11 protein-coding genes are annotated in these 12,799 nt (G+C 33.2%); 6 read left to right on the top strand and 5 right to left on the bottom strand.

What is annotated here, in order from left to right; all coding sequences use genetic code 11:
* Positions 1-246: 246 nt before the first annotated feature.
* From AAGD39_RS04730 to AAGD39_RS04710, 5 genes are all read right to left on the bottom strand, one after another.
* Entirely contained in the window at positions 247-1,722 is a 1,476-nt protein-coding gene (locus AAGD39_RS04730) for a sensor histidine kinase (protein ID WP_341756250.1), read from the bottom strand.
* 33 nt (positions 1,723-1,755) lie between these two features.
* On the bottom strand, positions 1,756-2,727 hold the full coding sequence (locus AAGD39_RS04725) for an SPFH domain-containing protein (RefSeq protein ID WP_341756249.1): 972 nt from the start codon (positions 2,725-2,727) through the stop codon (positions 1,756-1,758).
* 250 nt (positions 2,728-2,977) lie between these two features.
* On the bottom strand, positions 2,978-3,979 hold the full coding sequence (locus AAGD39_RS04720) for an efflux RND transporter periplasmic adaptor subunit (RefSeq protein ID WP_341756248.1): 1,002 nt from the start codon (positions 3,977-3,979) through the stop codon (positions 2,978-2,980).
* A 13-nt stretch (positions 3,980-3,992) separates the two neighbouring features.
* Positions 3,993-4,763 carry a DUF2608 domain-containing protein gene (locus AAGD39_RS04715; protein ID WP_341756247.1) on the bottom strand — a complete coding sequence of 257 codons (771 nt, stop codon included), beginning with the start codon at positions 4,761-4,763 and terminating at the stop codon, positions 3,993-3,995.
* 5 nt (positions 4,764-4,768) lie between these two features.
* Positions 4,769-5,554, bottom strand: a complete 786-nt coding sequence (locus tag AAGD39_RS04710; protein WP_341756246.1) for an alpha/beta hydrolase — start codon at positions 5,552-5,554, stop codon at positions 4,769-4,771.
* 16 nt (positions 5,555-5,570) lie between these two features.
* Between AAGD39_RS04710 and AAGD39_RS04705 the strand changes: the two genes are divergently transcribed.
* The 6 genes from AAGD39_RS04705 to AAGD39_RS04680 all read left to right on the top strand — a co-directional run bounded on the left by AAGD39_RS04705 (position 5,571) and on the right by AAGD39_RS04680 (position 12,789).
* The gene (locus AAGD39_RS04705) at positions 5,571-6,731 is read left to right on the top strand and encodes a glycosyltransferase family 4 protein (protein WP_341756245.1); all 1,161 of its coding nucleotides are present in this window, start codon (positions 5,571-5,573) and stop codon (positions 6,729-6,731) included.
* Between the two features lie 596 nt (positions 6,732-7,327).
* Entirely contained in the window at positions 7,328-9,421 is a 2,094-nt protein-coding gene (gene ligA / locus AAGD39_RS04700) for an NAD-dependent DNA ligase LigA (RefSeq protein ID WP_341756244.1), read from the top strand.
* Between the two features lie 95 nt (positions 9,422-9,516).
* Entirely contained in the window at positions 9,517-10,533 is a 1,017-nt protein-coding gene (gene lpxD / locus AAGD39_RS04695; RefSeq protein WP_341756243.1) for a UDP-3-O-(3-hydroxymyristoyl)glucosamine N-acyltransferase, read from the top strand.
* Positions 10,534-10,971 carry a 3-hydroxyacyl-ACP dehydratase FabZ gene (fabZ, locus tag AAGD39_RS04690; protein WP_341756242.1) on the top strand — a complete coding sequence of 146 codons (438 nt, stop codon included), beginning with the start codon at positions 10,534-10,536 and terminating at the stop codon, positions 10,969-10,971. It abuts the gene before it with no gap.
* Between the two features lie 2 nt (positions 10,972-10,973).
* Complete coding sequence (lpxA, locus tag AAGD39_RS04685; RefSeq protein ID WP_341757236.1) at positions 10,974-11,792, top strand: acyl-ACP--UDP-N-acetylglucosamine O-acyltransferase; 819 nt, start codon at positions 10,974-10,976, stop codon at positions 11,790-11,792.
* Position 11,793: 1 nt separating this feature from the next.
* Positions 11,794-12,789 (top strand): LpxI family protein, encoded by a 996-nt coding sequence (locus tag AAGD39_RS04680; RefSeq protein WP_341756241.1) that lies wholly within the window; start codon positions 11,794-11,796, stop codon positions 12,787-12,789.
* Positions 12,790-12,799: the final 10 nt, after the last annotated feature.

The following is a 12,799-nucleotide window of genomic DNA, read 5'->3' as shown; positions in this document are numbered from 1 at the left end:
AAACTAAGTATTACAGTAATCTCTAATGCGGAAGTAGGAAGATTTTTGGGTTATATTTTAGATTCCCGCCTTAGCGGAAATGACAAACATTATCCGGTAAAACCTAATCGGGTTGGCATTCAGTCATAGTAAACTTTCGTGATTGTGAAACCACGTAGTGGTCGTAGCAATCCATTTCTAGTCACTTTTATGTATTGCTTCGTCGCTAATAGACAGAATAATATACTAATCGGGTTAGCTATACTACTAATTAGAAGAAAAAGTTAATGTTACGGTAGTACCTATGCCTATTTTACTTTGTAAATCAAATTTACCTTTCATTAGTTCAATCAACTTCCTAGTAAGTGGTAAACCAAGGCCAGTTCCTTGATATTTTCTGCCAACGGTACTATCAATCTGTCCAAAGGTTGAGAGTACTTTTGGAATATCTCTTTCATCAATTCCTATACCAGTGTCTATAACTTGTACATAAACTAGCCCTTTAGATTCATCTTTCTCAGCATAAATTGTTATAGTACCTGATGCGTTAGTGAATTTTATAGAATTAGATAAAAGGTTAAAAAATACTTGTTTAAGCCTTTTTGGATCTGCTTTTATAACAATATGCTCTTTTGGTAATTTTTCAATTAATTGCACTGATGCCTGATCAGCTCTTGACTTCATTATCCGTACAGTAGAAGTAATTAATTTATTTAGATCTAACTCGATAAAATCAACTAATAACTTGTCAGCAGATGCTTTTGACAGGTCTAATATATCGGTTATTATATTGAGTAAATGCTTACCTGCACTATTAATATCTTTTATATAATTACCATGTTCTTTGTTATAAGGTGTAGACATCATAATTTCTGAAAAACCTATAATAGCATTTAGAGGGGTACGCAGCTCATGACTAACATTAGCAAAAAATTTAGTATGAGCAGAACTTTCATTTCTAACCTTAATTACTGCATCCTCTAATGTTTTATTAGCCTCAAATTGTTGGTCTATAATTTTCTGGGCATAATTTGTGTTGCTCATTACAATAATTAAGAATATTAGCAAGATGATAAAAAAGGTTAGTAATACTGTTTCTTCTAGCTCTATAATACTTGACCATAAACTAGTAATATTGGTATTAATCTCCAATACACCATCGACAGGGTAGTTAGATAGGTCACGGTTTATTATTGGAATGTAGCTTGTTATACAAGATGCTTTCTCTGTCTTCCCCGACATATGAAATATGGCTTTAGGGATTAATACATGAGTTGTTACTCCTTTAAAAGCTTTGTTAAAGGCTTGTTCTACAACTAGCTCTTTTAAAAAATATTTATCAATTTTGCTAACAATTCTTTGATACAGACTATCTTCAGGAAAATTCACCTGACTTGTTATTTGAATTGGAGAACTAGTTATAATTTTATTACCTTGTAGATCATATAAAGAAATATAGGCATTAAGATTAACAAAAATATCAACAGAAATAATTGCAAACCTAATAAAATCTGCATCTTGTAATAAATTTATATAACCAAATTCATGTAATTTATTTACAGCAATTTCATTTTTATCCCAGACATTTTTTGTATAAACATTAGCTATTTTAATATTTGCTTCTCCAACCTGCTTTAAAATCATTTCTTCAATAATGAAGTAACGATAGTAAATCATGTTAACAATGATATTTATAAACAACCCAAAGAATGCCAGTCTAACAATATACTTATTTTGAATCATTAGATTTGTACATGTTAAGTAGAGTATACCAGCTTATTCACCAGCACTAAGTTTTTTCTTCATAGATGATTCCTTAGGCAATTTTTTATCACTCACTGATTTCAGCTGATCAAAAATACTTAGAGCTTGAGTTATAAAACTTCCTGGTTCAGAAAGATTTGCCGGTAGAATTACTGTATTACTATCTTTGGCTAACTCGCCAAAAGCAGATATATATTGTTCAGCTATTTTTAAAGATACTGCATCATTGCCTCCGGATTTTTGAATAGAGGCAGCTATAAGCTCAATACTTTTAGCAGTAGCCATAGCAACTAATCCTATTGCTTCAGCCTCACCCTTAGCCCTATTTACTTGGTCAATATAGGAAGCTTCAGAATTTAATACAACTTGAGCTTTTTCACCCTCAGCATGGTTTATTTTTGCTTGTCTATTACCTTCTGACTCCAAAATTTGAGCTCGTTTCTGACGTTCTGCTGCAACTTGTAATTCCATCGCTTTAAGTATTGTTTGTGGTGGTTGAATATCTTTAATTTCATAACGCATACATTGTATCCCCCAATTCACTGCAGCTTGGTTAATAGCAGAGACAATAGCGATGTTTAAGGTTTCTCGTTCTTCAAAAGTTCTATCTAATGGTAACTTACCTATTTCTGAACGCATGGTAGTTTGCGCAAGCTGGGTGATGGCATAATATGGACTATTAACCCCATAAGATGCGGCAACTGGATCGACAATTTTTACATATAAAACACCATCTATTAATAACGTAACATTATCATTGGAAATGGCTGTTTGAGCAGTCACATCAATCGCTTCTTCCTTCAGAGTGTGTTTATAGGCTACTCTCTGAATCACTGGTATCAAAATATTCAAGCCAGGCTGCAAAACCCTATCAAATTTTCCAAATTTTTCAACAATCCATGCTTGCTGTTGTGGTACAACCTTAACCATCTGCATAATAACAAGAATCGCCACGATACTACAAACTAATAATATATATTCCATATTTTCTCCTTTTTTTAAATCTACAGCTACATAAGTTCCTAAATGTCATTGCGAGGAGCTACTTTAGTAGCGACGAAGCAATCTAGAAAGTAATCAGAAGTGGATTGCCACGACCACTCACGTGGGGTCTCGCAATGACATTTATGCATCTCCACTGTCATTGCGAGGAAGACCGTAGGTCGACGAAGCAATCCATAAAAGCAGCTAAAAATGGATTACTTCGTCGGCCGCAATGACGATACCGGGTTAGCTATAATAATTTTACTATGCTACCGTCATTAATCTTAGTAATTCCTTCCACTATTACCATATCCCCCTCTTTGATTCCATCTGAAATAATCTCTGTTAGACTATTTAGACTAGTACCTAGCTTAACATAAAGTTGTTGCACTTTGTTATCATTAAGTTTATATACAAAATATTCACCTTTACTATTACTCTGAACTGATTGACTAGGTACTGCTAAATTTCTATGTTTGTTAATAATTAAGTCTATATGTACATAGCTTCTATGTACAATATTACTATTAGAATCAACAACCACTTTAGCACTTATAGTACCATTATCTGAAACATATTGTGATATTTCAGCAATTTTTCCATTAATCTTATCGCCATTATTATCGGTTACCACTAAATTAGTGGTTCGTGATACCTGATTATAAAGCCCTTCAGGTAACTCCATTAGAATACTTTTAGTGGTAGAATTTTGAGCAATAATGCTAAAAAGATAATTTCCTTGTTCTACCTTATCCCCTATTATTAGTTTTATTATACCAATATTTCCATCAAATGGTGCTACGATAACCATATTGTTGTAACTATTCATTGCTTTGGAAAAGGCAAGCTTAGCTGCTTCTAAAGCACTATTTGATTTTTCTAGCACATCACTACTAATATATTTCTTGGCAAATAATGCCTTATCACGGCTATAAGCAGTCATAGCCGTTCTTAAAGAGACTTCTGCTTGTGACTTAGTTGACGCAGCTAAATCTTGGTCAATAATAAGTAAAACATCACCTTTATGAACCTTACCCCCATGAGCATTAGATACTACATCAACCGTACCAGAAATATTTGCATAATAATCCCGGCTCATATCATTTTTACATTGTCCGACAACGCTAAAAATATTATATAGATCAGTCATTTGTACTTTACTGGCTTTAACCGGAATGCCCTCTTGTTCTTCAGCGATAGTACAGCAAGAAATAATGCATATACTAAAAAAAATAATTAGCTTATTCAACATGTTCAAAATAATATTAAAGTTTTAAATCTGTTAGCCAACGATGTTCTTTTTCCAAAATCTCAAAACGAATTTTTTCACTTTTCTTATCAAGTTCTGCTTCTGGCACTAAAGAAGCTCCGTTAAATTCAAACCCATAAAAATTAATCTGTAATTTAGCACATATTTTTTCCACCGCCTCAATATTTTCTAAAACATCATCAACGAATATTATGGTTTTAGGGTAGTAATTCTTCTTGTGTAAAATCTTCTCTAATACTACACCTTTATCAACGTTTGCTGTAAGAATCACCCCTTCTTTCATCATTGGTATACCTTTCATAGTATTTTCAATATGTAAATCATCAATTAATATTTCCTCTTTTATGGGAGTAGATTTCATAAAATCTATATTTATGCCTTTCAGTTCTTTTAAACGCCAATCAGTAAAATCATCAATAACACCGAACCGACCTGTATATAATTTAGTCAGAGCAGCAGTTGGAATTTGTCTCTCCCATAATTTATTAAGTATATCATTTATATAGGGATTCACTAAGCGAATAGCACGATTTTTTAAAATAATACTAAAAAAAAGTTGTCTTTCTTCTCTGGTAAAACGATTTTTACTTTCAGCACGCCATTCACATCTATAAGGATGAGTTAAGCGATATTCATCTTGATCCATGATTAATACGTCATCCACATCAAAAAGCACTAAACTATCTTGCTCTAGTTTGCCTATTATTTCTGAGATTGCTAAAAAATCGGAAACTTTAGTTGTTTTAGTAAATGTATGTCTGTTCATGAACTCTAATAATTTATTATTTCTTCTAAAGAATTAGCAATTATAGCTAAATCTGATTCTCGTGTAAGGCTGTGATGTCCATCTTTTATTAACTTCATCACTACTATATCACTAGTAATTTTCTCTACCAGCTTACTTGAAATGCTGTAAGGCACGTCAACATCTAGCATCCCATGAATTAAATGAACAGGTTGCTTAAGATTAATACTATTTGAGTTTAGTAACAAGTGATTTTTAGCTTCAAGTATTAATTGATAACTTATTGGGTACTTATTGTCACAATTACGCCCACCAACCTCAAGCCATTTTTGTTGCTGCATCTGTATTTTTTGAATTTCAGTTAAATTTTTCCAAATAGTTTCTGTAAAATCTATTGCTGGAGCAAGAGCAACAACACCACAAATTTTACTGGGAAATTTCATAGCAGCAAGAATGGCAAGCCAAGCACCCATACTGGAGCCTATTACAATAGTTGGTTGTATATTCTTCTGCTCCTGCGAATTGGCTTTGCAAAACTGCGATTTATCTAACACCATCTCAACTCCCATAAGCCAAGAGCCAATAGTTTCATCTAGAAAATTACCTGATGATTTTCCATGACCAAAATTATCAAATGTGATAAAATTATATTCTTGTTTTTTACAGTAATTCTCAAGAAATACAGCCTTTGTACCATTCATATGTGACATTAAGCCATGTAAGAACATTACGGAGGGCATACTTTTTTTATTACTTTTATAATGATTATAAGTGATAAATTTTTTATTTTCTGTATTATATATTTTATTCATTTAAATTAGTTAATTAATGATTTCATCAGATTCACCCAAACGATACCATAAACCAACCGTTTTGCAAGTAGTTCCAGCCTTATTATCTGGCGGAGTAGAACGAGGGACAATTGAAGTGGCTAAAATGTTAAAAGAAGCTGATTATAATGTTATTGTAGTCTCCTCTGGTGGTTCATTAGTTGAAAAGTTAGTATCTGCAGATATACCACATATTTTTATGAATAGTGCTACTAAAAATCCTTTTTTAATATGGAAAAATGCAAGGACTTTATCGGAAATAATTAAGGAATATGACGTAGATATAGTACATGCAAGATCGAGAGCTCCAGCTTGGAGTTGCTATATGGCAGCAAAGGCTACTAATACCAAATTTCTAACAACATTCCATGGTATTTACAACATCTCAAATTTGTTCAAACATTTTTATAATAGTGTAATGATCAAAGGGGAGAAGGTCATAGCTGTGTCTAATTTTGTAAAGCAACATATATTATCTAATTATAAAATTCTAGAAGATCAAATTACTGTAATACGTCGAGGGGTAGATTATCGCTATTTTGATCCCAAAAATGTCACAGAAGAAAAATTACTAAAATATAGAAAAAAATACGGCCTATCTAATAACACTCCTCCTATAATATTATTACCATCAAGACTTACCAGTTGGAAAGGGCATCTTACCCTTGTTGAAGCACTTGGCAAATTAAAGCATCTAGATTTTTACTGTCTCATGGTTGGAGATTTATCTAAGCACCCAAATTTTACAAACCGAGTGAAATCTCTTATAAACTTACTGAAACTACAAAGTAAAGTTCAAATCTTTGGTAACGAAGTTGATATGCTCGGTCTTTATGGTATTTCAGATATAGTGTTATCTACTTCGATTGAGCCAGAAGCGTTTGGTCGAACTATAACTGAAGGACAATCAATGGAAAAGCTAGTAATTGCTACAAATATTGGTGGAGCTATTGAAACAATATCAGATACAAATACTGGATTTCATGTCAACCCAAACGATCCAATCGATCTCGCAGAAAAAATTGAACATTGCTTATCTATACTTAAAACCGATGAAGGTAAGAAAATACAACAAGCAGCAAGACAAGCAGTAATAAATAATTTTTCCCTTGATTTAATGCTAAGTAAAACCTTAGATTTATATAAGGAAATGCTCTAAGCTTCCTGCATAAGTCAATATAAATCATTATTTACATTGACTTCAATATCTATTATATCATACTTTTAACTTACAATTGCTTCGTCACTACTATATAACTCACCTTACGCATGGCATTTAAAAGTTACAGGAAAAACAGTCCGGCGTCATTGCTAGGAGCTACTTTAGTAGCGACGAAGCAATCTAATGAATGTGGATTGCCACAACCACTACGTGGTTTCGCTAATAGCGTCTTGTATTTTTCTGCAATTTTTAAATTGTCATGGGGGTTATGCCACAACTGTTGAAAGTTTGCAAATACCTATACCACAAAGTCATTGCGAGCGTAAGCGAAGCAATCCAAGAAACAATCTATAGATAAATGATGTTACTGGATTGCTTCGTCGGTCTTACGACCTTCTCGCAATGACGTATAAAGAAGCTGTATTTACTAACTTTCAACAGTTATGGGGATTATGCGTAAAGTGAGTATATAAGTAGTTCCTTACAATGACTTCATTTGATCCCCCGATTTAACTAGGATACTAGTGGAGAAAGACCGTAGGTCGATGAGACAATCCATAAAACTTATATAAATCAATTTTAATAACTGATATATGCAAAATATTCCAACTGATATTGAACAGCTTTCTGAATTAGAGGCAAAAGATTTACTAAAACAACTGGCAAATAAGATAAGAGAATATAATAACGCCTACCACCAAGAAGATGCCCCTCTGATTTCCGATGCTGAGTATGATCAATTATTTAGTTTAAATCTTGAACTTGAAAAAAAATTTCCCCATCTTGTACTGACAAATAGTCCTACTAAACAAATTGGTAGTTCTGCAGCAGAGAAATTTTTGAAAGTAAAACATATCAATCCAATGTTTTCCCTTAGTAATGCCTTTGATGCTGAAGATGTGTCAGAGTTTATCAATAGAATAAAGAATTTTTTACGACTTGATAGTTTTCCGCCTATTTTTTGTGAACCTAAAATAGATGGTTTATCTTTTTCTGCTACCTATGAGGATGGAGTACTCACCAAAGCTGCAACAAGAGGAGATGGTTTTATTGGAGAAGATATAACTGAAAATATCAAGACCATCAAGAATTTCCCTCATTCTATAGATTTGGCTTCAGCAATTTTGGAAGTAAGAGGTGAGGTTTACATTAATAAACAGGATTTCCTATTATTAAATCAAGCACAAGAATTATCCCAAAAAGATAAATTTGCTAATCCGCGTAACGCGGCTGCTGGGTCGTTAAGGCAGTTAGATTCAAAGGTTACAGCAAGTAGACTTCTAAGGTATTTTGTTTATGCTGTGGGGAGTAGTAGTAGTAGCAAAATAGCTGATTATCAAGACGCTTTATTAGATAAGTTAAAAGAGTTAGGGTTTATCGTTAATAATATAGGGAAATTAGCATATTCTGAAGATGATCTGAAATCTTTTTATGAATATTTGAATTCATCTAGAGACGAATTACCTTATGAAATTGACGGTATTGTCTATAAGCTAAATGATTTTGCTTTGCAGCAAAGGATGGGTTTTATTGCTAGAAGCCCAAGATTTGCTATTGCTCATAAATTCCCGGCAATAATTGGTCAAACTAAACTAATTAACATTACTCTACAAGTAGGTAGAACGGGTGTATTAACTCCGGTCGCTGAGTTAGAACCGCTTTCTATTGGGGGAGTTAGGGTATCACGAGCTACCTTACATAATTATCAGGAAATTACCAGAAAAGATATACGGATCAACGATTATGTATTTTTGCAGAGGGCAGGGGACGTCATACCGCAAATTACTGCTGTAGATTTTAGTAAGCGTTCTAGTGAATTACCAAAAATCGATATGCCGGTGCTTTGCCCATCTTGTGGGTCTCAGTTACATTATAATCAAGAAACCATAATTATTCGTTGTGACAATGGGTTGAATTGTCCTGCCCAGAATTATGAACGAATTTGTCATTTCACATCTAAAAATGCTTTAGATATAGATGGTTTGGGGAAAAAACAAATAGAATTTTTGCTGGAAAAATCTTTAATAGAAAATCCTGTGGATATTTTTTATTTACAAAATAATAACGAAAAAAACTTAGTCAAGCTCGAAAATATGGTAGGATGGGGGCGAATATCTGTAGAAAATTTGTTTACGAATATTGATAAAGCCAAAACCGTCCCCCTAAATAAATTCATTTATTCCCTAGGAATCAGGCATATTGGTGAACAAACCGCCAAATTACTTGCTCGAGAATTTCAGAATTATAATAATTTTATCGCAGCTATGGAATCTTTGTTGAAAGGTGATCAGTTAATTTACCAAAGGTTAAATGATTTGGAAGGAATCGGAGATAAGATACTGATAGATATTATCGATTTTTTTGATATTAAAGAAAATCTACAAATTATTCAGCAACTAAGTAAAATTCTGAATATTCAAGACTATAATCAACAAACAACAGAAACCGTATTAACTGGTAAGATTGTAGTATTTACTGGCTCTTTATTAACTCTCTCAAGAGCTGAAGCCAAATCTCAAGCGGAGAAATTAGGGGCTAAAGTAGCCAGTAGCGTTTCGTCTGCTACTAATTTAGTAGTGGCGGGTAGCGATGCTGGTAGTAAGCTCAAGAAAGCTAAGGAACTTGGAATTAAAATTATTGATGAAGACCAGTGGCAGGAGTTAGTACTCTTATGTAAAACTCCTTAGATGCCATATCGGTAATATAAATTATTATAAGAAAACTTGAGTATTTTCTAACTGGCGTTTATAATACCCCTATCATTTTGTAAAAATAAGTAACTATGATAAATCCACGTTTTTATAAGAAGTCTACCTCTTATAAATTATCAGAAATTATAAAGTTAATAGATGCTGAGATATTATGCTCCAGTGACTTGTTAATCCATGATGTTAAGTCGTTAGAAGAGGCTGATGTTGGTGATATAAGTTTTTTAAGTAATAGCAAATATATTACTCAATTCCAAAACACTAAAGCTTCATGCTGCATAGTTCCAGAGAATTTTTCGCAAGAGTCCGACAATGGAACAGTGTTATTAAAAGTAAGAAATCCGTATTTCTTTTATGCGAGATTGGTGGACTTGTTTTATAGCAGAGCAAAAACTTATCCTAACAGAATTATGCCATCTGCCTATATTTCGGATTCTGCCACTATAGGAAGTAATTGTTATATAGGACATAATGTTGTTATTGAAGATCATGCTGTAATAGGTGATAATTGTGTTATAGAATCTGGAACTTTTATAGATTATGGAGTAGTAATAGGTAATAGAGCGTTAATATACTCAAATGTTTCAATAAGTTACAGTATAATAGGTGATGATGTGGTAATATTACCGGGAGCAAGGATTGGACAAGATGGGTTTGGTTTTGCAACAGATAAAGGGATTCATAAGAAAATTTTCCACACTGGTATGGTTAAAATAGGTAATAATGTTGAAATAGGTAGTAATACTACTATTGATAGAGGATCAATGAATGATACGGTGATAGGAGATTTATGTAGAATAGATAACTTAGTGCAGATAGGACATAATGCTATAATAGGAAGGGGGACGATTATTGTCGCCCAAGTTGGTATATCAGGTAGCACTACAATAGGAGCATATTGTGCTCTTGGAGGACAGTCTGGACTATCCGGACATATAGTACTAGGTGATAAAGTTCAAGTAGCAGCAAAAGGCGGTGTTATAAAGGATGTTGAATCAGGAGTAACAGTTGGTGGGTTTCCTGCCGTACCGATTAGAGATTGGCATAGACAATCAATAATTATAAAACAACTTGTAAAAAACGGAATATAGATGAAAATTAATATTAGAGAAATAATGGAACTGTTGCCTCATCGCTATCCATTTTTATTAATAGATAAAGTGCTAGAATTTAAGATTAATGAATCAATTGTTGGCATCAAAAATGTTACTTTTAATGAACCACAATTCACTGGTCATTTTCCTACAGAACCCATAATGCCTGGTGTTCTAATTGTTGAGGCTATGGCACAGCTTTCTGCTATTTTGGTATCAAAATCAATAAACTCAACAAAAGATAAAGAAGTTTTCTTTATGTCTATTGAGGAAGCAAAATTCCGTAAAATTGTTGAACCCGGTGATACATTACATATTTATGCTAAAATAGAACAAAATAGAAGCTCTGTTTGGAAGTTTTCAAGTAATGCTAAAGTTAATGATCAGATAGTTGCAGAGAGTAAATTTACAGCAATGGTTAAAAATAGGAATTAATGATGGTATCACCAGCTATACACGCCACTGCCATAGTAGATCCAAGGGCTTCAATTGGTAAAAATGTCAGAATAGGTCCTTTTTGTACTATTGGATCAGAGGTGGTTTTAGCAGATAATACAGAGCTAAAGTCACACGTAGTTATAGAGGGAAAAACAAGAATTGGCGTTAATACAGTCATATATCCATTTGCTTCTATTGGTCAGCCCCCTCAAATAATTAAGTATGAGGGAGAAAAGTCAGAGGTTATCATAGGTAGTAATAATACTATTAGAGAATATGTAACTATTCAAGCTGGTAGTAAAGGTGGTGGTATGGTTACCTCTGTAGGCAATAATGGTTTATTTATGGTTGGAGTACATATAGCACATGATTGCATCGTAGGAAATAATGTAATTTTTGCAAATTATGCTAGTCTAGGTGGACACGTTACAGTTGGTGATTATGCTGTTATAGGAGGGCTTGCTGCTGTTCTGCAGTTCGTACGTATAGGACAACATGCAATGGTAGGCGGTGGGTCTGCAGTGGTGAGAGATTTGATTCCATTTGGTTTAGCCACAAGTGAAAGGGCATTTCTTGAAGGTATAAACTTAGTTGGGATGAAAAGGCGTGGCTTTGATAATCAAGAAACACTTGATACTATAAAAGCTGTAGATGAGCTTTTTATTGGTGAAGGTATTTTTACTGATAGAATTGAGAAAGTTTTAAAACGATATAATGGCAATTCTATTGTAGAACAAATTATCACTTTCATAAAACAGGATAGTACCAGAGTGTTTTGTCAGCCAAGACAAATTGATCACTATAAGACAAATAGCTAGAATGTTGCAAATATACTCTTCTAATTTCAAGAATTGGATTCACAAAATTTGGTGGTATTTGCGTACTCATGCACAAAGAGCATGCTGTACTCTCTTATCCCCTGTTTATCGCTCCCATTCTTCAAATCCCTTGACTGTAAAAAATGTACGTGAGTTAGGTTTGCCTCTAGCTTTACATTCTAGTTTCTCTAATCCTTTTAGTGTACTTGGAATTATAGCAGGAAATGGCTCATTGCCGATCTCACTAGCTGAGAGTTTCATTAAGCAAGGAGGACAGTGTTATATCGCAGCTTTAGAAGGAGAAGCAGATACTGCATTATACAAGAATTTTACTCACCAATTTTTTAAAGTCGGTATGGTTAGACCAATAATTGAGTATTTTCGTAAGTATGATGTAAAAAATATAATTCTTGCTGGTGGTGTAAAACGCCCTAATTTTAAAGCAATTAAAGTAGATTTAATGGGTTCAAGGTTACTTGCTCGCATATTGAAACAAAAGTTTTTAGGAGATGATAAACTTCTTAGTATAGTGACAGATTTTTTAGAAGAGAAGGGATTTCAAGTAGTTTCTAGTTATGAAATATTGAATGCAAAAAAGGATGTTATAACTATGATGATTCCATCAGAAATAGATAATACAGATATCGAACTAGGTATGAAGCTATTAGATAGTATAGGACAACTTGATGTAGGACAATCAGTAATTATTGATAATGGATATATTATAGGTATTGAAGCAGCAGAGGGTACAGATAATTTAATAAAAAGATGTTCATATTTACGTAAAAATTCTACAGGCGGAGTACTTGTTAAAATTATGAAGAAAGGGCAAGATGCTAGAATTGATATACCTACAATAGGACCAGATACAATAAATAATTTAGCTAATTATGGTTATAAAGGGGTGGCCATACAGAAAGAAAAAGTGATCGTTATTGAGCTAGAAAGAACTATCGAGCTAGCTAATAAATATGGGCTTTTTATTATAGAAAAATAAAATATTTATT

This window comes from Candidatus Tisiphia endosymbiont of Nemotelus nigrinus (genome assembly GCF_964026475.1).
GTDB lineage: Bacteria > Pseudomonadota > Alphaproteobacteria > Rickettsiales > Rickettsiaceae > Tisiphia.
The sequence above is the reverse complement of the archived record's forward strand: the minus strand, read 5'-3'. Positions and strand labels throughout refer to the sequence as shown.